Genomic DNA, 23,751 nt, shown 5'->3' with positions numbered 1-23,751 from the left:
CAAAAGGAAAACTCATGCGCGATAAATTGGAGCAGCGCTCGTTTCTGGTTTTGCTAATACTGGTGAGCCTAGCGTTTGGTTTTATTTTAGAACCATTTTGGGGCGCTATCTTCTGGGCTTGTGCAGTCACTGTAATTTTCGCTCCCGTGCAACGTCTTATCGTACGCCGTATCGGTGAGCGACCGAATACCGCCGCAGGTATTACCTTGCTCATTTGTATGGCGATTGTTGTCATTCCAGTCATTCTGTTGAGTATGGCCTTCGTTAGCGAAGGCGTACAGTTCTACCAACGCGTTGAAGCCGGTGAAATCGATCCAAGACAAATCTTGCAGCGGCTACGTGATGCCTTTCCTTGGATTGATACGCTCTTGGTTGAATTTGGTATTGATACCAACAATCTAAAAGAGCGGATTTCGGACTGGATGGTGTCGGCGTCGCAATTCTTAGCCAAAGAAACCTTTAGCATCGGTCAGAATACATTTAGCTTTTTAATTAGCTTGGCGCTGATGATGTATCTTACGTTCTTCTTGCTACGCGACGGCGAACAGTTAGTACACCTTATCGTCAAAGCACTGCCATTAGGTGATGAGCGTGAGCATGCCTTGTTCCAGAAATTCGCTGAAGTGACCCGCGCAACGGTCAAAGGCAACCTAGTGGTCGCCATCGTGCAAGGTACGCTAGGCGGCATTATTTTCTGGATATTAGATATCCCCGGGCCGCTGTTATGGGGCGTAGTGATGGCCTTCTTATCGCTGATTCCTGCTGTAGGGGCGGCGATTATTTGGTTCCCAGTTTGTATCTACCTATACGCTACCGGCTCGTGGATAAGTGCAACCGTACTCTTGGGCTATGGTGCTATTGTCATTGGCCTGGCCGATAACGTGCTACGTCCCATTCTGGTGGGTCGCGATACCAAACTGCCTGATTATGTGGTGCTGTTCTCAACCATTGGTGGTATCTCGCTATTTGGCATCAATGGATTCGTCATAGGTCCATTGGTGGCCGCATTATTTATGGCCACCTGGCAAATCTTTATGAAAGACTTTAATGGCGAACTTTAACGATGCGCTAGGGTGGGGCGGTGATAACCGCCGCTCAACCCTGGCTTACTAAAGACCCACTGCCACAGTTGCAAGTCGCGAGCCCGAAAAGCACCGGCACAGGACAACAAATAATAACGCCACATGCGGTAGAAAGTTTCGTCATAACTGGTTTTAAGTTGTGACCAATTGCGCTCGAAGTTCTGCCACCACGCCAGCAAAGTCGTATCATAATCAGCGCCAAAATTATGCACATCTTCAGCACAGAATAAATCACGAGACGCCCGGTCGATGTGTGCTAAGCAGGGTAGCTCGCCATTTGGGAAGATGTATTTGTTGATCCATGGATCGGTGCCGCGCACATCTCGATTCCTGCCAATGGTGTGTAATAAAAACAAGCCATCACGTTGCAAACAGCGCTCCACCACTTGCATAAAGGTGCGGTAATTCTTTTGTCCAACATGTTCGAACATGCCGATACTGACGACTGCATCGAAGGGCTCATTGAGCGCACGATAATCTTGTAAACGGAATTCAACGGGAAGGCCCTCGCACAAACGCTTACCGAGTTCGACTTGCGCCTCGGAGACCGTTACACCAACGCAGCGCACTCCGTAATTTTCTGCTGCATATTTCATAAAACTACCCCATCCGCAGCCGATATCGAGTACGCGCATGCCTGGTTGCAACTGCAACTTGCGGCAAATGAGCTCGAGTTTATCGCGTTGGGCATCCACCAGATTGTCTGCTTGCTGCCAATAGCCGCAGGTGTAGACCATACGCTCGTCGAGCATGGCTTGATACAGGTCATTGCCCTTGTCGTAGTGATGCTGGCCAACTTGCCAAGCGCGTTTACCTGCTTGCAGATTCAGTAGTCGTGCTTTTAGGTGATGCCAGAAAAATCGCGCGGGTTGAATGTGTGCACCGATATTGGCGCGGAGCACGCGGTGGAAGAATTCATCTAGCTGCTCACAATCCCACCAGCCGCGCATGTAGGCTTCGCCCAAACCTAGATTACCGCGCGCCAAAGTCTGCGCGTAGAGTTGTGTATCATGTACTTGAATATCCCACGGCCGTGCACCATTGATGATAACATCGGCTTCACTCAGTAAATTCTCAACATAGGCTTGTGATCGCATACATCGGCTCCTTTTTTCTCATAAGTGTAGCTAAACTAGAGAATTTCGCCGACTACCGCAGGGTACTACTAGCTTAGTTCGATTCGTTCTAAACTTTAGCTTGCGATACACGTCAGCTTTTCTGACACTCAGGTATGAGGCAACAGATGAATAAATTGAAGATAAGCATACTCACAGCGCTACTAGGTTGCACTGCTCTGCTCAGCGGTTGTACTAGCACCCCTGAGGGTTTCAGTGCCGAGCAATTAGCGCAAGCTGATCAAGTTCGCTTCGTAAAACCGTATGAACTGACGCGAACCGATGTGCGCTATAACGCGGTTGGTGAAGTGAGCGGTGAGTCGTGCAGCAGTCAAGTGAGCGGTGGCCCTGCGTCACATAATGCCGCGTTACTGCAGCTCAAACTTGCTGCCGCCCAACGCCAAGCTGACACTGTGGTATTGCAAGGTTGCCAGCAAACTGCTGGCGCGGGGTGCGATGAAAGATGGCTATGCACGGGCGCAGCTTATCAGCAAATCAACCAAAACTAGTCAAGGAGTACAGCATGCGAGTAGCGCAGCGTTCAACAGATTTGATTGGGCAAACGGATATGATCCGTGTGCGCTCACTGTCGGAACTTACCGGATGTGATATTTGGCTGAAATTAGAATCGCAAAATCCTGGTGGTTCAATTAAAGATCGCGCCGCTTATCAGATGATTAAAGACGCTATGGATAGCGGTGAGCTACAACCCGGTATGACGGTCGTCGAGGGTACCGCAGGCAATACCGGCATTGGACTTGCGGTCGTTGCGCGGGCGCTAGGTCTGAAAATGTTGGCGGTAATGCCGAATGACCAAACACCTGAAAAAGAGCGCATGATTCGGCTTCACGGCGCAGAACTGAAAACCGTCGCCCCAGTTCCCTTCAAAAACGATAATCACTTCTACCATACTGCACGTCGCATCGCCGCTGAACGCGATGATTGTTGGTGGGCCAATCAATTTGAGAACACGAGCAACGCGCGTGCGCACTATCTCGGAACCGGGCCTGAAATTTGGCAACAAACTGAAGGTGCGGTCGATATCTTAGTGTCTGTCGCAGGCACCGGCGGTACTATTGCCGGCAACTCCATGTACCTGAAAGAGCGCAATGAAAACGTGCAGGTCTGGTTGGCTGATCCTGACGGTTCTGGAATTTATAGTTACCTCAAGCAAGGTGAATACATCAGTAACGGTAGCTCATTTACTGAGGGTATCGGTATCATGCGTTTGGTCGAGAACTTTAAGCAAGCGCGGATTGATGCTGCAGTGAACTTGCCCGACCAAGACTTGGTCAGCTTATCGCGCTTTGTACGTGATCAAGAAGGTATCGTGCTGGGTAGTAGTTCAGCTTTGAATCTTGCCGGTGCTCTGCAAGCTGCGTTGCTGCACGGGCCGGGCAAAACGATCGTGACCTTCGCTTGTGATCTAGGTGAGCGTTCGGCGAGCAAGCTTTACAGCGAAAGTTACTTACGTCAGCGCGGCATGAATATTGAGCCAGAACCCATTCAAGAGTTGCTGGCACGCTATCGCGACCAAGGTGAACGCGTCTGGTACGCGGCTAGCGCAAGCTAAGCCGCATCCGGTAGCCGTCCGTGCCATCTGGGTAATAGTCTGGCAATACATCAACGACTTCAAAATCATAGCGGCGATAGAGCTCAATCGCCGCTTTATTGTCGGTTTTCACTTCCAATGAAAGCGCACTTGCGTGCTGATCAGTAGCCTGCTGAATAGCGTGTTCAAGCAATAACTTACCGACTCCTTTGCCGCGCGCCGCCGCAGCGACAGCGATGGAATACAAGCGCCAAATTTTGCTATTACTGCGCGTCAATAACAGACTATAGCCAAGCAATTGAGCCTGTTCGCGACACACGAACACGTGGGCACTATGTGCTTTTAATAAGCGCTGAAAGCTACGTCGTCCCATCTGGCTGTAATCAAAAGTTGCAGCCTCAAGTGCGACTAGCTCGTTCAGGTCGTGACTCGTCGCACGACGTACCTCTAGCGCCATTATTTTTCGTCCAAGCGACGCGCAAAATCACGCATGATGATGTGATACAGTTCATCGCCGAGCAATAAATCTTCAACGCCCGAATCAATTGACGGGTTATCATTGATTTCGATAATCACCGGTCCTTTGTGCGTCACTTTCATATCGACACCATAGAGGCCATCACCAATCAGGCGTGTCGCTTGCAAAGCGGTTTTTACAACTTCTTTCGGTACCTGATGCACACCGACGGTCTCAAACCCACCCGACTTGCCGCGACTGCTAGCACTGGCATGGTTATAGATTTGCCAATGGTTGCGCGCCATCAAATACTTACAGGCGTAAATCGGCCTATTATTCAAAACGCCAATGCGCCAATCAAAATCGGTACGGACAAACTCTTGAGCTAATAAAATCGTCGATTTTTTGAAAAGTTCGGCGGCGATCGCCCTAAGTTCGTCGATATTCTCGGCTTTTTCGACACCGATAGAAAATGACCCGTCAGGAATCTTCAACACCACTGGGTAGCCCATGCGCTCGCCAATCGCTTCAAAATCGATGTCTTGCTGACTTAACAATAATTCGGTGCGCGGCGTTGGAATCTTGTGCTTATCGAGCAACTCTTTCAAAAATACCTTGTTCGCACACTGCAAAATAGAATGGGGCGCATCTATCACCACCATGCCATTGGCTTCGGCTTTTTTCGCAAAGTGGTAGGTATAATGGTTGATGCGCGTTGTTTCTCGAATGAATAGTGCATCATATTCCAACAAACGGTTGTAATCGTCGGCAGTAATGAGCTCGGCATCGATATCAGCATCGCGTGCAGCTTTAATAAAGCGCTGTAGGGCTTTTTTGTCGCTGGTCGGAATGGGTTCGTTAGGGTCATGTAAGATCGCTAAATCATAACGGTACTCTTTCGGTGACCGAGCCTTGCGCCACACACGCTTACTGAAGCTATCGAGGGCTTCGCCAAACAGTGTTTGCTGAGCGTCATTCAGTTCCGTTAACTGCCCAGCGTAAAGCCGTTGAATAAACCAGCGGCCTTGATAGCTAAACTCGACCCATAAAATAGGGCATGGATAACGATCAAAAATCTGTCGTGCAAAGCCGCTTAGTTGCGGATGTTCGCTTTGGCCGAAACAAATCAATACGCGATGAGGTTCTTGTTGACCTTGTTGACCAAGGTATTTATTGATTTGTTTGTCGGTATTCGCCGGCAATAACAACTGGTAGTGCGAGAAATTCGCTAAGTCGTTAATGGTGGTGACCGACGGCATCACTCGTTGACCACGCGCCTCGGCGAGCAAACTGACATAGTAGCCGGTAGATAGATAGCTGAGGTCGCCACACAGATTAAGAATCTGTGCGCGGGTATTACTGTTTTGCTGCAGTAAGTATTCACTAGCAGTGACAGTGGCTTGGCTTGGGTAATAAGGTTGCCAATCCGTGATGTCATCAAGGATGACGAGAGCAGCGTTTTGCATGAGAACTCCAATGGAAATTTGCGCGCATATTTACGGCTAAATTTACGAAAACACAAGCAAAATTTTCAGAAAGCTTTACTAAAAAAGGGTAGCAGATCTAGCGCATTACGCTATGCTTTTAGCAAAACATAGGGCAAGGAGAATGAGGATGCTCACGTTGTTGGCTCGTTTGCTGCGAGCGTTGAATTCGGAATCGGGTGCTTGGGCGCTCGCTATCGCCTTTGTGTTAGGGATGATCATGGGTTTTACGCCGCTCTGGCGTGTGCATAACCTGCTGATTTTGCTCATCGCATTATTGTTCCGCGTGAACTTGTCGGGCTTTATTTTGAGCTTTGTCATCTGTTCAGGAATTGCTTACTTACTGGACCCAGTATTCCACAGCGTTGGTTTTGCCATTTTGTCTGCCGAAAGCTGGCAGCCGGTGTGGCAAAGCATGTACGAATCGGCATTTTGGCGCGTGGTGCAGTTCCATCACACGATCACGCTCGGCAGTTTGGTGTTGAGTATCGCTTTCGCTCCCGTTTTAGCGTTGGTGAGTTTCTGGATCGTCAGTCAGTATCGCAAACGCATCCAAGCTTGGTTCAATCGCCTACGCATCGTACAAGCAATGAAGGCTAATCGCTTTTGGGCAATTTATACGGAATTAAGAGGGTCATAATATGGAACAGCATACTGTCCGTCGTAGTGCTTTTCGTTGGCCTGGGCTGGTTGCGTTCATCGTAATCGTCGCGCTTATTGCTGCGTTTTCTTGGTTGTTACTCGATACGATCTTGAAATGGTCGTTGGAGCGCAGCTTAGGAACATTAAATGGTGCCGAGGTAAATATTGGCTCAGTTGAGCACGAATGGGTACCACTCACCGTTAAAATTACCGATATTCAAGTAACGGACCCTGCGCAACCTGAATACAATCGTGTGGCTGTCGGCGAAGCAACGGGCGTGGTCAATTGGGAACAGCTCATCCTTGGGCGTCTGCACTTTGAAGATGTGGTCAGTACCGGCATTCGTGTGCATACCCAGCGCGACAGCGCCGGTGATGTCTATCAAGTGCCTGATAAGTCGCAGTTAGAAGGCTATTTTGGTGCTGGTATGGAGCAGCTACAACTCGCAATGCCCTCGCTAGACGAGGTCATGGAGCGTGTTGACCTGCGCACCCCCGCTGCAATTGCATCTGCTCGTGAAAGTTTTACTACGCAAAAGCAACGGGTCGAGGATGTGCTGTCCAAGTTGCCATCTAAAGAGGCGCTTTCTGAATATGAGCAACAAGTAAAAGCGCTGGGCGAAGGTGATGTCAGTACACCGCAACAGTTAGCCGAGCGGCGCGAGCAATTCGAGAGTTTGAAAGAGCAGTTCCGTGCTGACCAAGAGGCTCTTGAAGAGTTCAAACAAGTGGTGAGTACGGCGGTTGACGATTTGAAGGTACAAATGGAAAACGTCAAAACTGCGCCGCAGCAAGATTTGGATCGTGTTGGCGAACTGATGCAGCTGAACAGCCAAGGTTTGAGCGAAATCACTTCGGTATTGTTTGGTGAGCAAGCGCAACGCTGGGCGGATTATATGCTACTCGCTTACAGTCAGCTGGCGCCAATGTTGCAGCGTTCGGCCGATGAAACTGTCGTCAAACCGCCACGTGGTGAGGGTATCTGGTTTTCGTTTACCGATGCCGATGCACCACCTGACTTCTTGATTAAACAAGCACGCACGGAATTTGCCATCGGGCCAACCGTGCTGGATGTGAACTGGGAAAACATTACCCATCAACATGAACAGCTAGGTCAACCGACTACGTTTCGTGCGCGTGGTGAAAACAACGATTTATGGAATGTATTGCAGTTGAATGGTGAGTTAGCGCTTACTGCATCGGGCATCGATGCTCGGCAGCAATGGCTAGTGCAGGGCGTGAATCTGGCACAGACCGCGCTGAGTGAGCGTAGTGAACTAGCTGCGACACTGGTATCTGCCTTACTCGACAGTGAAGGCAATGTGGCATTGCGAGATAGTCAGTTCGACGGTACCGCGATTTTACGCTTAGCAGATATGGCGATCGAAGCGAACGCTGAGAATCAATGGGCCCAGGTGATCGCAGAAGCGCTGGAAACGTTGCAACGGCTCGATATTAATGCCGATATTAAAGGTGCATTGTTTGAACCCGACTTCTCGTTGCGCTCTGATTTAGATCGACAACTCGGACAAGCCCTTAAAACAGCAGCACTCGATGCCGCTGAAGGCGAGCTAGGTGAATTGCGGCAGCGACTGAGCTCGCAATCCAATGGCTTTGTCAGCGAATACCAAGATGAGTTGGGTGAATTAACCAGCTTGCTTGGTGATGCCGAGAATCGTCAAGAGCGACTACAAAAGCTTTTAGAAGCGCAGTTACAAGACCAGCTCGAGGATAAAGTGAAAGATCGGCTAAAAGGCCTTTTGGGCGGTAATTAAACAAAAAACCGAGGCAAATGCCTCGGTTTTTTATTTGCGTAACAGGCTATTCAGATTCAATAAAGGTTTTGAGTGTTTCAGCTTTGCTGCCAATACTAAATAACCCATCTAAGTGACCCCATACACCTTCGATTTCCTCGTATTGCGGCTCTTGTCCTTGTTCCTGCAGAGCTGCTACTGCTTGTTGTGCAAGGTAGGGTTGCAGCAATAAGTCGTTGCTAGCCGGCAAAAACAGCGTTTTCGCCTGTACTTTGGCCATGCCGCTTGCGAGGCTGTCTTCATGACCGGCAACGAACAGCTGGTTGGCGCGAACTAAATAGAGTAAGTGATTACCATCAGCGAGGGGCGCGCGCACTGCTGAGTTGGCGAACAAATAGTCGAGTACCGGTGAACTGTTGGTGACGCTCTCTAACATCGCTTTTGGCATGACCTCAGGTTTCGGCGCACGCATATTCATGATAATCGGATGCATCGCCTGTTGGGTGATCATTGCTAAGGTGCTAGTCACGCCGGTCAACGGGGCATCGCCGTCGTAATAATTGCCATTGTTCCAGTTCGGGTCGTTGCGGATCGGCCGCGCCCAATGTTCCAATGCCATAATGGTCCAGGCGTCCATGGCTCCGGCACCAATCACTGACACCATGCGTTCTACCTTATCTGGATAGGCAACGGCCCATTCCAGAGCCTGTAGCGAACCCATGGAAGCGCCGACCACAGCATGCAGTTGCTCAATACCCAAACTAGCCAACAAGCGCTCTTGTACGTTCACGAAATCACGAATGGTCACTACTGGGAAGTCTAAACCATATGGCTTGCCAGTTGCTGGATTGATGCTAGCAGGTCCAGTCGTGATGACATTGGGGTCGTGAGGAAAGGCGTTGACTAGTGTATCTGAACTGATGACAAAGTACTTGTTGGTATCGATGGCTTTGCCCGGACCGATAATGCTATCCCAGTAGCCAGGTAGTGCATCGTCGGCGCTGTACTTGCCGGCCGCATGACTGTTGCCCGAAAAGAAGTGAGTGATCAGAATCACATTATCTTTTGCTTTAGTCAGTTCGCCATAGCTCTCCCAGCCCACGGTGACCTCAGGAATGGTTTGACCGCCCACGGTGGTGTAATTCTCAAACGTGAACGATTGTTTTTCGACCAACAATGGCGCAGGTTCTGCAGTTTGCCAGGCACTGCAAGCACTACTAAAGCCAATGCTAAGCAGCAATAGGATAAACACGAGATAACGTTGCATAACTAACTCCATTTATGCGTCTTTTGACGCCTCAATTAAATAGTTCTGATAGTGCTTGCGCAGCTCATTTTTGACCAGTTTGCCGGTGCCGGTATGCGGCAGTTCGCTAACAAATACAATATCGTCGGGCATCCACCATTTCGCTATCTTGCCTTCGAGAAAGTCATAAATATCCGCTTTCTCGACTGTGGTGCCTTTGTTGCGAACAATCAGCAACAGTGGGCGTTCATCCCATTTCGGATGTTTCACCCCAATCACGCAGCTCTCATTGACGGCTGGGTGTTGGCTACTGATATTCTCGATATCAAGAGAACTTATCCATTCGCCGCCGCTTTTGATCACGTCTTTTTTGCGGTCGACCACTTTCATGTAGCCATTCGGATCAATCACTGCGATGTCGCCAGTCGCCAACCAACCATCGGCGAAGGTATCAGGGTCGTCGCGTTGAAAGTAGCTACTGGCTATCCAAGGGCCGCGGACACGTAATTCCCCGCTGGTGACACCATCATGTGGCAGTGGGTTGCCATTAGCATCAACGATCTCCATGGCCACGCCAAAGCAGGCGCGGCCAGCGGTCGTTTGTATGGCATAACGTTGCTGCTTAGGTAGTGCCATCAAACTCGGTTCTGGTGGCGCTGAGCAGGCTAAGGGGCCCGTTTCGGTCATGCCCCAAATGGGCTGCCAATACACATCGTACTGCTCATCGAAAATCTTCACTAAACCCAATGGCGAGGCGGCACCGCCGACACAAACCCGCTCTAGGCTCGGTATCTGTCTCGCGGCTTCGTGTAAATAATTGTGCAAAGTCAACCAGATAGTGGGTACACCAAGACCTACAGTCACATTCTCGCTAGCGATGAGTTCATACATCGCCGGCCCCGACATGCCATTACCCGGCAATACCAGTTTACAGCCGGCGAGTGGTGCAGCATAAGGCGCACCCCAAGCGCCAGCGTGATACATGGCAACCATTGGCATGAGTACGGTATCAGCGCGCAAATCAAGTAGCTCAGCACTTGCAGTCGCCTGCGCGTGCAGCACCATGGCGCGATGCGAGCTGAGCACGCCTTTAGGATGTCCGGTGGTACCCGATGTATAGCAGAGCAAAGCGGCACTATCTTCGTGCAGCGCTGGCCAATTATAAGCCGTTGATTGCTCATGCAAAAGTTGCTCGTAAGCATAAAGTTTTGGCTGGCACTCAGCTAGCATCTCTCCTTTGCTATCGGCAAGCACAATCACGCCACGTAACTGTGGTACTTGGTCGACAACGCTGGCGGCGAGTTCGGCAAAACAAGCGTCGACAAACAGCCATTGCGCCTGCGCATCATTCAAGATCCATTCGATCTGTTCGGCAAATAAGCGTGGGTTCACCGTATGCAGCACCGCACCGATACCGCTTACGGCGTAATAAAGTTCCATATGCCGGTAAGTATTCCATGCCAGCGTTGCCACGCGATCGCCTGGCTGTACGCCAAGTTTGTCAAGGCTGTGGGCAAGTTGACAGCTGCGCTGGTAACACTCGGCGTAGCTGTAGCGGTGGATGTCGCCTTCAATCCGGCGACTGACAATTTGTTGCTGTGGATGCCGGCGCACCGCGTGCTTCAGCAAATCAATAATGAGCAGTTGGCTCGCCTGCATAGCGCCGGCGAGCTTAGGTTGGTTTTCTTCAGTGGTCGCAAACATCGTTACAGCCCTAACGTCTCTTAAAATAAATTAAATAAGGCAATGGCCACGCTCAAACCAATGAACGGCACGACCACGGTGACCGCGGCTACTGGCCAGTAAGCGGCTTGGTGTGTCTCGTTACAGATCGCGCGAATGGTCGTCACCACGTAGCCGTTGTGCGGCAATGAGTCCAGTGCGCCGGACGAAATCGCGACAATACGGTGCAACTGGTCAGGATTGACGCCTTGATCCAAGTAATGCGGGCCTATCTCAGGTAGGGCGATTGCTTGGCCGCCTGAAGCTGACCCCGTTAGACCAGCGATGACACTGACCGCAACCGCGGCACCAATCAGTTCGTTACCAGGTAAACTGGTCATCGCGGTGACTGCTTCTGCGAAGGCTGGTGTGACTTTCGCAATACTGCCAAAACCCACCACCGCAGAGGTGTTACCGATGGCAATCAGTGCTCCGGTAGAGGCCTCGCCAATGGCTTTGGACATATTTTGAAAGTGACGAAAGTTAATAATGGCGATAGCAATAACGCCACCACTCAAGGCAATAATCAGGGCGTTCTGTTTTAACTCTTCATGGAATAAAAAGCTAAGCGTCAGCACCACCATTAACGGTACCAAGCCACTGAGCGGCGAAGGCAGGTCACGTTCCACCAGTTGCGGATCGCCAGTGCGATTATCGAACTTTTCACCGCGGTCGACGGCTTTTTTGATCATTTTGGTGAGCCACCAGTAACCGATAATGAACATCAGTACTGCGACCACCATAGAAACTTCCCAAGCAGCGTAGGGTGAGGTGCCGAGATACTGAATCGGGATCCAGTTTTGAATTTCGGGAGAACCAGCTGAGGTCATGGTGAAGGTCACTGAGCCAAATGCTAACGCCGCGGGGATAAAACGCCGTGGCAAGTTCGCATCTTTAAATAGCGACAAGGCCATCGGATACACCGAAAACGCCACAACGAATACGCTCACTCCGCCATAGGTCAGAATCGCACACGCTAAAACCACCGCGAGTACAGCTTGCTTCTTACCGAGCTTAGAGATAATCCAATCGGCAACGCTATCGGCTGCGCCAGTATCTTCCATAAACTTACCGAACAATGAGCCGAGTAAAAACATGAAGAACCAGGCTGCGACAAAGCTGGCGAAGCCATCCATGTAGGCGCTGACAAAATTAACTTCGCCTTGAAACAGTGGCACGCCACTGGTGAGGGCAACAACGACAGCACATAAAGGCGCGCTGATAAATAAGTTCATGCCACGGAGCGTGAGCACAATCAGCAGCACCAAGCCGCCAATAAGTCCGATCATGCTTAACATGGATTACCTCTTTTTATTATTTTGGCTTTAAGCGATGGCAACATCATGCGTGAGTCACGCTAGAAATTACATAGTACTAACGTACAGAATACAAATGCGAGACTTTAGGCTAGGGTAACGATGCTACAAATCTAACAATAACAGTAACCGGGAGAATGACACCATGAGTCAACCCAAGTTTCGCCATTCATTACTCGCATTAGCTATTGCCTCAGTAGTGAGCTTGCCTGCATACGCGCAGGACCAACAGAACAACGAAGAAAACGAGATGGAAGGCCTCGAACGTATCGAGGTAACCGCTCGTCGTAAAACTGAAAGTCTGCAAGAAGTACCCGTATCGGTATCTTCTTTTGGAGCAGGCGATCTCGACACCATCGGTGCTGAAGATATTACCGAACTACAGCAACGAATTCCGAACGCGACTATTCAAGTCAGCCGTGGCACCAACTCAACACTTACAGCTTATATCCGTGGCGTTGGCCAACAAGATCCGCTTTGGGGTTTTGAGCCAGGCGTTGGTGTTTACATCGATGATGTTTACGTTGCTCGTCCGCAAGGTGCAGTGCTGGAAGTCTTTGATATCGAACGCATTGAGGTGCTTCGTGGTCCACAAGGAACACTGTATGGCAAAAACACCATTGGTGGTGCGTTGAAATATGTGACCAAAGAGCTCACTGGTTATGATGAACTCGCGATTCAGGGTACCGTTGGTAGCTTTAATCAACGTGACCTGAAAATCTCTGGTCAAACCGCCTTAAGCGATAACTTCTTCGTGGGTGCCGCTGTTGCTACCTTGCAACGCGATGGTTTTGGCGAATACCGCAATACCGGTGAAGAAAACTATAACAAAGACCTGATGACCTATCGTTTATCGGCCAAATGGCTGATAAATGACGATATGGATCTGAAGTTCTCGTACGACAACACCGAAGACGAATCCAACTCAAAAGGCGGACATCGTTTATTAGCTTCTGCGGTTACGGGGCAAGAACCTTACGACAATGTTTATGATTCCAATACGGCCATGCCGGTTGCTAACATTGTTGAAACTGAAGGCATGTCACTGACTTTCAATTGGGATATTGATGCCAACTGGGGTTTTAAATCGATTACCGCGCAGCGTGAAGGTTACACCGACACCAACATCGACTTTAACTCGACCGGAGAGCCAATTTTCATGGTGCCGGCGATTTATGAAGATGAGCAATTCACCCAAGAATTCCAGCTAAGCTACACCAACAACAATGACTTCGACTTCGTCGGTGGTGTTTACTATTACGACGGCGAAGCTTGTGGTGTGTTTGGCACCGTGTTACCGCTTTACCTTGCCGCGTTAGGTGGTGTGACCGTTGATAACGGCGGATGTGTCAAAACCGATAGCTTTGCGGTCTATGGTCAAGGTAACTATGACCTTAACGATGACTGGACGCTGACCCTGGGTGGTCGTTACACCAACGACGAAAAAGAAGCTGATGTGTTCCGTTACACTTATTTAGGCGTACATTACATCAACGATGCTGGTCTCGCTACACCTTATGATCCTGCGCAAGTTCGCGCTGCCTTTGGCGACCCGTTTGCGGTCAACTCTGAGTTTACCAGTGGCGGTGACTGGTCACGCTTCTCACCGCATGTGGCACTGAATTATCAAGTTAACAACGACCTGATGTTCTATGGTAGCTACAGTAATGGCTTTAAATCTGGTGGTGTCGATATGCGCGCCGATAAGTCGTTGAACCCAACGATTGACGAGCCGTACGATCCAGAAGTGGTCGACACCTTTGAGTTCGGTATGAAATCAGAGCTACTCGACGGTCGCATGCGGTTAAACAGTGCGGTGTTCTTCTCTGACTACACCGACATGCAGGTTACCGTGCAGCGCGTCGTAGAAGCTGGTATTTCATCACAGGTCCTGAACGCGGGTGAATCAACCGTAAAAGGCTTTGAAGTTGAAACTGTATTTGCGGCAACGGATAGCTTGAACTTTACCGCGATGCTCGGTTACATCGATGCTGAGTTTGACGCGGTGGTCTACACCGAGCCAGCGACTGGTGAGACCACTGATGTTACCGATGCATGGTCATTCCAGAACACGCCTGAATTGACTTACAACATTGGTTTCAACCAAACCTTTGACCTCGCTAATGGTCAATTGGTGTGGAGTGGTAACTATGCGTTCCGCGATGATACGCAAATGTTTGAAGCGCCATCACCGCTGGATCAAGATAGCTACGGCTTGTTGAATACCAGCTTGATGTGGTACTCAAACAGTGGTCAATGGAGCGTAGGTTTACACGGTAAAAACCTTACCGACGAAGAGTACCGCGTAGGTGGTTACAACTTCGGTCCAACCTTCGGCGATGACGCAGTGGTGGCCTACTATGGCGACCCACGTACTGTCTCCCTGACTGTGGGGTATAAGTTCTAACTCCTCACATCCTCAGCGATTGCGTGTGAACTGCGCGCAATCGCTGACTTTTTACTCTGGACGCGCTAGCATGGTTGCACCTATTTCAACAACACAGACCCCTATGGCTCGCGCAGTAATTGCAGATGATCATCCCCTATTTCGTGCCGCGCTCAAACAAGCGTTAGCCGAAACTCTCTCCACCGATATTGAAGAAGCGGCAAGTTTCGAACAACTGCTACAGGTGCTCGACCAACAGCCACAGCTTGAACTCGTCCTGCTCGATTTATCGATGCCAGGCAATAAAGGCTTAACCGCACTGACGTCGTTGCGCAGTCGCTATCCTGATGTGTTAGTGGTAGTGGTGTCAGCCAACGAACAACTGGCGGTGATTCGGCAAGCCATGGCCTTTGGTGCGAGTGCTTATATCCCCAAGTCGATGCCGTTGGCGGAACTGCAGCAGGCAATCCACACCGTCCTCGCTGGCGATACTTGGTTGCCCGCCCATTTGATCGATGCCGTGCGCGCGGAAACCCCTACGGGTGCGCATGACTTCGCGGCGCGATTGGAGTTATTGACGCCGCAACAATACCGCGTGCTGGAATGCCTTGCTGATGGCTTGTTGAATAAGCAGATTGCTTATGAACTTAACGTGCAAGAAACCACCATTAAGCAGCATGTGTCGGCGATTTTGCGTAAATTAGAAGTTACCAATAGAACTCAAGCAGGCATTATCTTCAAGCAAATGCTGAGTGTGCCGGATGACAGCGAACACGGCTAATTTAAGTAGCGTTTTAACAGCCGTCGTAATGCAGCCGGTTTGAGTGGTTTCGGTGTGAAGCCAGCGGCGGCTGCAATTGCTTGTTCACGTAATTCTTCATCTGGGTCAGCTGAAATAATAATAGCCGCTAGTTGCGGCGCATTGAGTTGGTCACGTAACCAATGTAGCACCGCGATACCGGTATCTTGCGCATCTAAGTGGTAATCCAGAATTAATAGATCAGGTTGTGCAGTGCTTAAATGTTGTTCAAAGCCATTGCGCTCGCTTGCGGTTACCACCTCAGCACCCCAGCCGCTGAGCAGTTGTTGTACAGCGCTGAGCATACCGGGGTCGTTATCGATGAGCCAAATCTGCTTGCCCTGCAGAAAATGATCATTGGCCTTGGTGTTGCTCAGCGACAGTTGCTCGCGCTTGGCTTGCCAGTGACGCACCGGTAAGCGCAAGCTAAAACGCGTGCCGCGACCGACTTGTGAAGTGACATTGAGTGGAATCTCGAGCAGCTTGCTTAATCGATCGACAATGGCAAGACCTAGTCCGATACCGGGGTTATCACCTTGCGGACTCACTTGATGGAACTCTTCGAAGATGGCCTGTAATTGGTCACTTGGAATGCCCTTGCCGGTATCGATAACGAAGAGTTCAACTTGCTGTCCGCGACGCCGGCAGCCGACCAGAACTTTGCCCCTTTGGGTATAGCGCACAGCATTCGATAAGAGATTCTGCAGCATCCGACTGAGCAACTTACGGTCGGTATATACCTGCGCTGAGCATGGCACAAAATCGATCTGTAGCCCTTTGTCGGCAGCAATGACCTGCTGTGCTTCTACTACTGGCCGCAGCACGTCATTTAGTGCTACGACTTGTTTATTCACCGGCAAGTTACCAGCTTCAAGGCGGGTCATATCTAGCACCATGGTCAGCAGTTCTTCGGCGTTTTGCAGCGATTGTTGGATTTGTCGCGCGAGCAGTCCTTGCTCACCTTCAAGCCGCTGTTTGAGCATGTCACAAAACAAAGTGGCGGCGTTGAACGGCTGCATTAAATCGTGACTGACTGCGGCGAAAAATCGCGATTTACTTTGGTGGGCACGTTCCTCGGCTTGTTTGGCGGCAAGCAACTGTTGCGTACGGTCGGCGACCCGCTGTTCGAGTTCACGGTTGATTTGTTCGAGTTGTTGCTGGGCTTGTACCAGTTCGGTGATGTCGGTGTAAGTAGTGACGAAACCACCGCCAGGCATAGGTGCCCCTTGCAGTTCGATGTGAAGTTCGCCCTGTTGACGCTGATAGCGGTAGGCACTTCCCGAGCGCAGATAATTTAAACGTTTGGTGATTTCAGCTTCAAAATCCGCCGGTTGTCCATCCCCAATCAGTCCTCGCTGAGCGTTATAGCGCAACAAGTCCGCGACCGGCATACCCGCCTGCAAAAAACCTTGCGGGTAATGAAAAATAGCCTCGTACCTTTGGTTCCAGGCGACCAGCCGTAGATCTTGGTCGACCACACTAATCCCCTGCGGAATGTTCTCCACCGATGCCTGCAGTAGTTCGCGATTGAATTGATACAGCTGTGAGGCTTGCGTTGCCCAGTTGACCACTTGCGCAATAGGTAGGTCGGGTTGCGAGGTAATGGCATCGAGCAGAATCCGACTGGCGGAACTACCAATCACGGCGGCAAGTTCCCGTTCAACACGCAAGACAATGTGGGTGGGGACCCAGTCATCGTTGGCGGCGCTCATTAAATCGAGTTGCGTGCGCTGTTGCAGGCGCTCAATTTCGACACTATCAAAAAAACGTGCAAGTACTTGGCGCAGCCGCCCCCAACTAATAGGTTGTTGCACCGCATTGTTGGTCTCTAGTGAGTTAAGCCAACGGCCATGATTTTCGATGGCGCGCTTGGGCAATAGCCAAGAACCCAAGACATAGAGCCCCAAATTCGCCCCGAGACTCAACAACACTCCGCTGGCGAGGTCGACATCAAGCAATTGCTGATGCTTGGCAATGGAGGGCCAAAATAACAGCCAAATCCACATCACGGTGCCGATACCTAAGCCCATAACCGCACCGGCAAAATTACCGCGGCGCCACACCAAACCTCCGAGCAATGCTGGCGCTAATTGCGCTAATAGTGCTAAGGAAAGTAAGCCGGCATTGACTAAAGGCAAGTTCGCTTCGGTCAGTTTGTGGAAGCCGAAAGCGAGGGCAATGATGGTGGCAATGGTCGTACGTCGAATGGTTAAAATTTTGCTTGGGGTAAAACTGAGCTTACGCAGTCGGCGGCGCGTTAACTGCAGCCACATGGGCATGATGACATCGTTTGACATCATAATGCTCAGCGCCAAAGTCGCAATAATCACCATGCTGGTGGCTGAAGCAAGACCGCCAATAAATGCGACCCCGGTAATGGCGGGTTGTTCAGCCAACAGCAACAGTTGCAGCATAAAAGTATCTTGGCTCGCCGCAGCGGGAACTAGAAGCAGGCCAGCCAGCGCGATAGGTAAAATAAATAAGTTAATGGCGAATAGATAAAGGGGGAACGCCCAGCGCGCCGTGCGCAGCTCTTCAGGGTCAGTATTTTCGATGTAACTAACATGGAATTGGCGCGGCAAGCAGAACATTGAAATAGCGCCCAGTAAAATGTGGGTGATGTACACAAAATAGCCACTGGGCTGGCCCTGCAGTACCGCAGCGACGCGTGGCTCACTACTCGCCTGAACGATTAAGTCACCCATCCCATCAAACATACCGTACGTGACAAACACTCCGACCAACATGAAGGCACCGAGCTTGACCACAGACTCAAATGCGACGGCGTCCATAAGACCTGAGTGTTGCTCAGCCAAGCTCAAGCGGCGGGTCCCGAACAAGATGGCAAAACCTGTCATAGCGAGAGCGACTAGGGCAGCGACATCGCCGAACCATGGCAGGGGGCGATCGGCTAATCCGGTCACCACCGCAAAGCTGCCAGTAACCGCACGTAGCTGCAGTGCAATGTAGGGCACAATACCGATGAGCGCGAGCACCGCTACGGCAATCGAGAGGCCCTGTGATTTGCCATAGCGATGACTGATAACATCGGCAATGGAGGTCAAGTTTTGCTGCTTACAGGCATTGAGCAGACGCATTTGCACGCGATGGGCGAACAAAAACACGATGATAGCACCGACATAGGTCGGAGCCATCGACCAACCGTAGTAGGCTGATTGCGTAATGGTACCGTAAAAGGCCCAAGTGGTGCAGTGAATCCCTTGCGCTAGGGCATAGCGATAGGGTTTGATTTGATTCGCTGGTTTACGCTCGCCGCGGTAAGCGATGCTGTAAAGCAAAGCAATATAGAGAACGGCGAGGGCGACGGTCAGCGTAGTCGGTAACATGGCAATTTAGCGCGAGTCGCCGTGCTCGTGAAACACTGGAAGATGCCACTGCCAACGAATGGCACCTAAACGTAATAGCAAGGTGACAAAGCCACCCACCAGCAAAGCCAACAAAGCGTTGTAGGGGGCGATAAAAACATAAACGCTGGCGCCAACTAAGCAGGTAGTCGCGTAAAGTTCGCCTTTAAGTACCATTGGCACATCGCGCGCCAAAACATCGCGCAGCATGCCGCCAAAGCATGCGGTAATCATACCCATGACCACACATATCAAAGGTGGAAAGCCTGCTTCTAAAGCTTTCTGTGCACCCATCACGGTAAAAAAAGCAAGTCCGATAGCATCAGCAATGGCGAGCGTTTTTTGGTGAATATAGTCGCGAAAACGTAACCAGATGATGGTGCCAACGGCTGCAACTGCGATAGTGTAAAGGTAGATTGGGTCGTGCGCCCAAAACACTGGGAGATCAAGAATCAGATCACGGGTGGTGCCACCGCCGATAGCAGTCACCGAGGCGAGCACGATGACGCCAAAGCCATCCATGTTTTTGCGGAACGCCAGAAGGGTGCCGGAAATTGCAAAGACGGCGACACCGAGATGATCAAACCAATAAAGAAACAATTCCATGTGCAAGTCGCGTGAATGACCGTAAAAAAGTCAGTTTGGCATGGATTGTTACAGATGCCTAGTGATCGAATGACAAGATCACTCCCCATTAGCGGTTAAATTCGTTAGAATGCGAGACAATTTTTCTAAAAATAACGTGGGAGGGCTTGTGAACTTAAGTTATAACCCCATCTCACTCCTATTCTAACTAACATAAATTTAGAGGGTACTATGGACTTTTTAATCGGCACAGCATACGCACAAGACGGCGCAGCGCAACAAGGCGGCGGTATGGAATTGATTTTCATGCTGGTCATGTTCGGTTTGATTTTCTACTTCATGATTTACCGTCCACAAGCCAAACGTGTGAAGCAACATAAAGAATTGATTGCTGGTATCAGCAAAGGCGATGAAGTGTTGATGAACGGTGGCATGGTAGGCCGTATCACTAAAATCAGTGAAGACAAAGACTTCATGGCGATTGCGCTGGCTGAAGGCGTTGAAGTAACAGTACAGAAAGCGGCGGTAACAGCGGTGCTGCCAAAAGGTACCATGAAATCTCTGTAAGTGAGATTAAGGATTTAACGTGTTAAACAAATATCCGCTCTGGAAAAACCTGATGGTGGTCGTCATTTTGGCGATTGCCGCGCTGTATGCTTTACCGAATATCTACGGTGAAGATTTCGCAGTTCAGGTTTCAGCAACGCGCACCACGAACGTGGATACCCAAACCTTGGGTCGTGTTGAAGATACATTGAGTGAATTGCAAATCACCCCCAAAGCGTTAACGCTGGAAGAGGGCCAACTGTTGGTGCGGTTGTCGTCAGATGCTGAACAGTTGCGTGCGCGTGAAGCAATTTTGCGTGAGTTGGGCAGCGACTATGTGGTCGCACTGAACTTGGCGCCGGCGACACCTGAGTGGCTTGATGCACTCGGCGCTACACCGATGAAGCTTGGTCTTGATTTGCGCGGTGGCGTGCACTTTCTAATGGAAGTCGATATGAACGAGGCAATGCGCAAAATCCTCGGTCAAATGCGCGACACCATTCGCACTGATTTGCGCGAAGAGCGGATTCGTTATACCAGGGTTGAGCGTGATGGAAATGGGGTGTCTGTTACCTTGCGTTCAGCTGAAGATTTTCAGGCTGCGCTGCGCTACTTGGACGGCAAATACGAAGGTTACACGCTGAGCGATAATGAGACGACTCAAGAAATCACCTTGCGTATGACTGAAACCAAGCTTGCCGAAACGCAAGATTACGCCATCTCGCAAAACGTCACTATCTTGCGTAACCGTGTGAATGAATTAGGTGTTGCCGAGCCGTTGGTGCAACGTCAAGGTGCTGAACGTATCGTCGTGCAGTTACCCGGCGTACAAGACACTGCGCGTGCGAAAGAGATTCTTGGTGCAACAGCGACCCTTGAATTCCGCATGGTTGACGATGAGAACAGTGTCCGTGATGCGGAAATGGGTCGTGTGCCTTTTGGTTCAGAGTTATATCCGAATCGTTCAGGCGGCAACGTGTTGCTCAAAGAAGACGTGATCTTGACCGGTGACCACATTGTCAATGCGAGTTCTGGTTTCGACGAAAACCAACGACCACAAGTTAATATCTCATTGGACGGCGTCGGTGGCGATAAAATGTCATTGGCGACGCGTGATAACGTCGGCAAACCTATGGCGACCTTGTTTATCGAGTTCAAAGCGACCGGCGATCGTGACCAAGAAGGTAATATCGTTTTTGAACGGCAAGAAGAAGTCATCAACGTTGCCAATATTCAAACCCGTTTGGGCAGTAACTTCCGCATCACCGGTCTAGATTCGGTGCAAGAAGCACAAAACCTAGCGTTGTTATTACGCGCCGGTGCTTTGATTGCGCCGATTCAAATTGTTGAAGAACGTACTGTCGGTCCAAGCCTAGGCCAAGAAAACATCAACATGGGTATGCAAGCCATCATTTGGGGCTTCGTGCTGGTGTTGGCGTTTATGGTGATGTACTACAAAAAGTTTGGTTTGGTCGCGAACCTCGCACTAGCCTCAAACTTAGTGCTTATCGTTGGTGTTATGTCAATGATTCCGGGAGCTACGCTGACTTTACCAGGTATGGCAGGTATCGTTCTAACTGTTGGTATGGCGGTTGACGCCAACGTACTCATATTTGAGCGAATACGCGAAGAAATTAAGGCGAAACGGAGTCCGCAGCAGGCGATCCATCATGGTTATGATAGTGCCTTGTCAACGATTGCCGATGCCAACATCACAACTTTAATTGTGGCAATTATTTTGTTCGCAGTCGGTACCGGCCCAGTCAAAGGCTTCGCCGTTACGCTTGCGATTGGTATTGTGACCTCAATGTTTACTGCAATTGTCGGCACCCGCGCTGTGATCAATGCGATCTGGGGTGGTAAGCGCATTGAGAAACTGTCGGTTTAGGAGGCCACATGCACGAGTTAATAAAAACGGATAAAACTATTCCATTTATGCGCTTCCGACTGGGAGCGTGGATTATCAGTGGTCTATTGATTATCGCATCAATTGTTTCGTTAGCAGTAAACCAGTTGAACTGGGGTCTCGACTTTACTGGCGGTACCGTCATTGAAGTGGGTTACGAGCGCGAAGCGAACTTAAGCTCGATACGCGAGACGCTTGATGCGAACGGCTTTGGCGGTGCTGTGGTACAGAACTTTGGTACTCAGCAAGACGTATTGATTCGCCTAGAAGCGCAAGAAGGCGAAAAAGCGCAGCAAGTAGGCGATAATATTCTTGCGCTCTTACAAGCCGAAACTGAAGAATCAGTGGTCATGCGTCGCATTGAGTTCGTCGGTCCAAACGTCGGTGAACAGTTGACCGAGCAGGGCGGTTTAGCCATTTTGACGGCTTTAATCTGTATCTTGGTCTATATTTCGTTTCGCTTTGAATGGCGCTTAGCCTTGGGCGCGGTCGGTGCTTTGGCGCACGACGTCATCCTGACCCTTGGGTTGTTCTCATTCCTTGGTCTTGAGTTTGACCTGACGGTTTTGGCCGCCCTACTAGCGGTGATAGGTTACTCGATAAACGATACCGTGGTGGTCTGCGATCGGATTCGCGAAAACTTCCGTAAGTACCGCAATAGCACGTCGGAAGAGACCATTGATGGCGCGGTTACCGATACCATGAGCCGCACGGTTATCACCTCATTAACCACAGTGTTAGTGTTGTTGGCATTATTCCTCCTTGGTGGCGCATTGATTCATGGTTTTGCGACTGCGTTACTGTTTGGTGTGCTGATTGGTACCTACTCATCGATTTATATTGCCAGCTCACTAGCATTGGCATTGGGTGTCAGTCGTGAAGACTTAATGCCACCTGAAATCGAGAAAGAAGGTGAAGACCTAGAGCCGATGCCATAGGGCATCGGCGGTAACCCACACGCTGTAAGGCGAACAACGGAGACAGGATGATGCTTGTTGTATTATCACCAGCGAAGAACTTGGACTACGAAAGCACCTTACCGACTGATGAGTATTCACAGCCGCGGTTGCTTGAATATGCACAAGAACTGGTCGATCGTTGCCAGTCATTGACGCCACAAGAGCTGAGTTCGTTGATGAAGATCAGCGACAAGCTAGCCGGCTTAAATGCCGCTCGTTTTGCTGAATGGCATCAGCCTTTTTCTCCAGAAAACGCCCGCCCAGCAGTGTTTGCCTTTGATGGCGATGTCTATAGCGGCTTACAGGCAGAAAAAATGTCTGCTGAAACAATTGCGTTTGCGCAGGAACATTTACGCATCTTATCGGGTCTATATGGTGTATTACGGCCCTTAGATTTGATGCAGCCCTATCGTTTAGAGATGGGAACCAAGCTAGACACCGCGCGTGGAAAGAATCTTTATGAGTTCTGGGGTAACGTCATTACCGACCAGCTGAATGAAGATTTAGCCGCGATCGATAGCGACATTTTGGTGAATTTGGCGTCGAACGAGTACTTCTCAAGTGTAGAGCCGCGAGATTTGAAAGCTCAGGTGATTACGCCAGTCTTTAAAGATGAGAAGAACGGCGATTACAAAGTCATTAGCTTCTGGGCCAAGAAAGCACGAGGCGCAATGGCGCGCTACATTATGAATGAACGGGTGCAAGACGTTGCTGGGTTAAAACAGTTCAACAGTAACGGCTACCGTTTTAGTCCAGAACAATCGTCAGAACACGAACTCGTGTTTTTGCGCGCCGAGCGCGACCAGTAAGCGTGTTTTTGTTGAAGGAGAACCAA

General features: G+C 50.2%; 19 protein-coding genes. 11 read left to right on the top strand and 8 right to left on the bottom strand.

The genetic code is table 11. The annotated features are described in order from the left end of the window. Positions 1-14: 14 nt before the first annotated feature. Positions 15-1,061: an AI-2E family transporter gene (locus ACJ8W9_RS12120; RefSeq protein ID WP_411360203.1), complete on the top strand. Its 1,047-nt coding sequence runs from the start codon at positions 15-17 to the stop codon at positions 1,059-1,061. Here the strand turns inward: ACJ8W9_RS12120 and cfa are convergent. Continuing rightward, positions 1,058-2,179 (bottom strand): cyclopropane fatty acyl phospholipid synthase, encoded by a 1,122-nt coding sequence (gene cfa, locus ACJ8W9_RS12115; protein WP_411360205.1) that lies wholly within the window; start codon positions 2,177-2,179, stop codon positions 1,058-1,060. The two genes, ACJ8W9_RS12120 and cfa, sit on opposite strands and share 4 nt — an antisense overlap. Positions 2,180-2,325: 146 nt before the next feature. Between cfa and rcsF the strand changes: the two genes are divergently transcribed. After that, positions 2,326-2,706 (top strand): Rcs stress response system protein RcsF, encoded by a 381-nt coding sequence (gene rcsF, locus ACJ8W9_RS12110; RefSeq protein ID WP_411360207.1) that lies wholly within the window; start codon positions 2,326-2,328, stop codon positions 2,704-2,706. A gap of 14 nt (positions 2,707-2,720) precedes the next feature. After that, the gene (locus ACJ8W9_RS12105) at positions 2,721-3,770 is read left to right on the top strand and encodes a cysteine synthase A (RefSeq protein ID WP_411361185.1); all 1,050 of its coding nucleotides are present in this window, start codon (positions 2,721-2,723) and stop codon (positions 3,768-3,770) included. Here the strand turns inward: ACJ8W9_RS12105 and ACJ8W9_RS12100 are convergent. Further along, a complete protein-coding gene (locus tag ACJ8W9_RS12100) occupies positions 3,757-4,206 on the bottom strand; it encodes a GNAT family N-acetyltransferase (protein ID WP_411360211.1) in 450 nt (149 codons plus the stop codon). The two genes, ACJ8W9_RS12105 and ACJ8W9_RS12100, sit on opposite strands and share 14 nt — an antisense overlap. After that, on the bottom strand, positions 4,206-5,672 hold the full coding sequence (locus ACJ8W9_RS12095) for a RimK family protein (protein ID WP_411360213.1): 1,467 nt from the start codon (positions 5,670-5,672) through the stop codon (positions 4,206-4,208). The genes ACJ8W9_RS12100 and ACJ8W9_RS12095 overlap by 1 nt, the downstream gene beginning before the upstream one ends. A 148-nt stretch (positions 5,673-5,820) precedes the next feature. Here ACJ8W9_RS12095 and ACJ8W9_RS12090 point away from each other — a divergent pair, with 148 nt between their 5' ends. Beyond that, a complete protein-coding gene (locus ACJ8W9_RS12090) occupies positions 5,821-6,330 on the top strand; it encodes a TIGR03546 family protein (protein ID WP_411360215.1) in 510 nt (169 codons plus the stop codon). Position 6,331: 1 nt separating this feature from the next. After that, positions 6,332-8,107 carry a TIGR03545 family protein gene (locus tag ACJ8W9_RS12085; RefSeq protein WP_411360217.1) on the top strand — a complete coding sequence of 592 codons (1,776 nt, stop codon included), beginning with the start codon at positions 6,332-6,334 and terminating at the stop codon, positions 8,105-8,107. Between the two features lie 46 nt (positions 8,108-8,153). Here ACJ8W9_RS12085 and ACJ8W9_RS12080 read toward each other — a convergent pair whose 3' ends face one another. From ACJ8W9_RS12080 to ACJ8W9_RS12070, 3 genes are read right to left on the bottom strand one after another with little or no spacing between them, the layout of a single operon-like run. Beyond that, entirely contained in the window at positions 8,154-9,353 is a 1,200-nt protein-coding gene (locus tag ACJ8W9_RS12080; RefSeq protein WP_411360219.1) for an E22 family MetX-like putative esterase, read from the bottom strand. A 12-nt stretch (positions 9,354-9,365) separates the two neighbouring features. Then, positions 9,366-11,036 (bottom strand): long-chain fatty acid--CoA ligase, encoded by a 1,671-nt coding sequence (locus ACJ8W9_RS12075; RefSeq protein WP_411360221.1) that lies wholly within the window; start codon positions 11,034-11,036, stop codon positions 9,366-9,368. Positions 11,037-11,056: 20 nt separating this feature from the next. Next, a complete protein-coding gene (locus tag ACJ8W9_RS12070; protein ID WP_411360223.1) occupies positions 11,057-12,352 on the bottom strand; it encodes a GntP family permease in 1,296 nt (431 codons plus the stop codon). Positions 12,353-12,515: 163 nt separating this feature from the next. Between ACJ8W9_RS12070 and ACJ8W9_RS12065 the strand changes: the two genes are divergently transcribed. Together ACJ8W9_RS12065 and ACJ8W9_RS12060 are read left to right on the top strand one after the other, a co-directional pair. After that, complete coding sequence (locus tag ACJ8W9_RS12065) at positions 12,516-14,777, top strand: TonB-dependent receptor (RefSeq protein ID WP_411360225.1); 2,262 nt, start codon at positions 12,516-12,518, stop codon at positions 14,775-14,777. Between the two features lie 103 nt (positions 14,778-14,880). Beyond that, on the top strand, positions 14,881-15,537 hold the full coding sequence (locus tag ACJ8W9_RS12060; protein WP_411360227.1) for a response regulator: 657 nt from the start codon (positions 14,881-14,883) through the stop codon (positions 15,535-15,537). Here the strand turns inward: ACJ8W9_RS12060 and ACJ8W9_RS12055 are convergent. Next, entirely contained in the window at positions 15,534-18,902 is a 3,369-nt protein-coding gene (locus tag ACJ8W9_RS12055; RefSeq protein WP_411361184.1) for a PAS-domain containing protein, read from the bottom strand. The two genes, ACJ8W9_RS12060 and ACJ8W9_RS12055, sit on opposite strands and share 4 nt — an antisense overlap. 6 nt (positions 18,903-18,908) lie before the next feature. Then, the gene (locus ACJ8W9_RS12050; protein ID WP_411360231.1) at positions 18,909-19,526 is read right to left on the bottom strand and encodes a trimeric intracellular cation channel family protein; all 618 of its coding nucleotides are present in this window, start codon (positions 19,524-19,526) and stop codon (positions 18,909-18,911) included. Positions 19,527-19,736: 210 nt separating this feature from the next. Between ACJ8W9_RS12050 and yajC the strand changes: the two genes are divergently transcribed. The 4 genes from yajC to yaaA are packed head-to-tail and all read left to right on the top strand — an operon-like array spanning position 19,737 to position 23,725. Beyond that, a complete protein-coding gene (yajC, locus tag ACJ8W9_RS12045) occupies positions 19,737-20,072 on the top strand; it encodes a preprotein translocase subunit YajC (protein WP_034732958.1) in 336 nt (111 codons plus the stop codon). 19 nt (positions 20,073-20,091) lie between these two features. Beyond that, positions 20,092-21,939 (top strand): protein translocase subunit SecD, encoded by a 1,848-nt coding sequence (gene secD, locus ACJ8W9_RS12040; RefSeq protein WP_411360234.1) that lies wholly within the window; start codon positions 20,092-20,094, stop codon positions 21,937-21,939. Between the two features lie 8 nt (positions 21,940-21,947). Beyond that, on the top strand, positions 21,948-22,895 hold the full coding sequence (gene secF, locus ACJ8W9_RS12035) for a protein translocase subunit SecF (protein WP_411360236.1): 948 nt from the start codon (positions 21,948-21,950) through the stop codon (positions 22,893-22,895). A 50-nt stretch (positions 22,896-22,945) separates the two neighbouring features. Then, positions 22,946-23,725 (top strand): peroxide stress protein YaaA, encoded by a 780-nt coding sequence (gene yaaA, locus ACJ8W9_RS12030; protein ID WP_413694503.1) that lies wholly within the window; start codon positions 22,946-22,948, stop codon positions 23,723-23,725. Positions 23,726-23,751: the final 26 nt, after the last annotated feature.

This window comes from Pseudidiomarina salilacus, from assembly GCF_047323925.1.
Classification (GTDB): Bacteria; Pseudomonadota; Gammaproteobacteria; order Enterobacterales; family Alteromonadaceae; genus Pseudidiomarina; species Pseudidiomarina salilacus.
This window is presented reverse-complemented; position numbering and strand designations above follow the sequence as displayed.

Excerpts from the sequence above, each read along its gene's own strand:
- rcsF (WP_411360207.1), top strand. The coding sequence starts at position 2,326 with ATGAATAAATTGAAGATAAGCATACTCACAGCGCTACTAGGTTGCACT.
- ACJ8W9_RS12075 (WP_411360221.1), bottom strand. The coding sequence starts at position 11,036 with ATGTTTGCGACCACTGAAGAAAACCAACCTAAGCTCGCCGGCGCTATG.
- ACJ8W9_RS12055 (WP_411361184.1), bottom strand. The coding sequence starts at position 18,902 with ATGTTACCGACTACGCTGACCGTCGCCCTCGCCGTTCTCTATATTGCT.
- ACJ8W9_RS12120 (WP_411360203.1), top strand. The coding sequence starts at position 15 with ATGCGCGATAAATTGGAGCAGCGCTCGTTTCTGGTTTTGCTAATACTG.
- ACJ8W9_RS12100 (WP_411360211.1), bottom strand. The coding sequence starts at position 4,206 with ATGGCGCTAGAGGTACGTCGTGCGACGAGTCACGACCTGAACGAGCTA.
- secF (WP_411360236.1), top strand. The coding sequence starts at position 21,948 with ATGCACGAGTTAATAAAAACGGATAAAACTATTCCATTTATGCGCTTC.
- yaaA (WP_413694503.1), top strand. The coding sequence starts at position 22,946 with ATGCTTGTTGTATTATCACCAGCGAAGAACTTGGACTACGAAAGCACC.
- ACJ8W9_RS12060 (WP_411360227.1), top strand. The coding sequence starts at position 14,881 with ATGGCTCGCGCAGTAATTGCAGATGATCATCCCCTATTTCGTGCCGCG.
- ACJ8W9_RS12070 (WP_411360223.1), bottom strand. The coding sequence starts at position 12,352 with ATGTTAAGCATGATCGGACTTATTGGCGGCTTGGTGCTGCTGATTGTG.
- yajC (WP_034732958.1), top strand. The coding sequence starts at position 19,737 with ATGGACTTTTTAATCGGCACAGCATACGCACAAGACGGCGCAGCGCAA.
- ACJ8W9_RS12095 (WP_411360213.1), bottom strand. The coding sequence starts at position 5,672 with ATGCAAAACGCTGCTCTCGTCATCCTTGATGACATCACGGATTGGCAA.
- ACJ8W9_RS12090 (WP_411360215.1), top strand. The coding sequence starts at position 5,821 with ATGCTCACGTTGTTGGCTCGTTTGCTGCGAGCGTTGAATTCGGAATCG.
- ACJ8W9_RS12085 (WP_411360217.1), top strand. The coding sequence starts at position 6,332 with ATGGAACAGCATACTGTCCGTCGTAGTGCTTTTCGTTGGCCTGGGCTG.
- ACJ8W9_RS12050 (WP_411360231.1), bottom strand. The coding sequence starts at position 19,526 with ATGGAATTGTTTCTTTATTGGTTTGATCATCTCGGTGTCGCCGTCTTT.
- cfa (WP_411360205.1), bottom strand. The coding sequence starts at position 2,179 with ATGCGATCACAAGCCTATGTTGAGAATTTACTGAGTGAAGCCGATGTT.
- ACJ8W9_RS12105 (WP_411361185.1), top strand. The coding sequence starts at position 2,721 with ATGCGAGTAGCGCAGCGTTCAACAGATTTGATTGGGCAAACGGATATG.
- ACJ8W9_RS12065 (WP_411360225.1), top strand. The coding sequence starts at position 12,516 with ATGAGTCAACCCAAGTTTCGCCATTCATTACTCGCATTAGCTATTGCC.
- ACJ8W9_RS12080 (WP_411360219.1), bottom strand. The coding sequence starts at position 9,353 with ATGCAACGTTATCTCGTGTTTATCCTATTGCTGCTTAGCATTGGCTTT.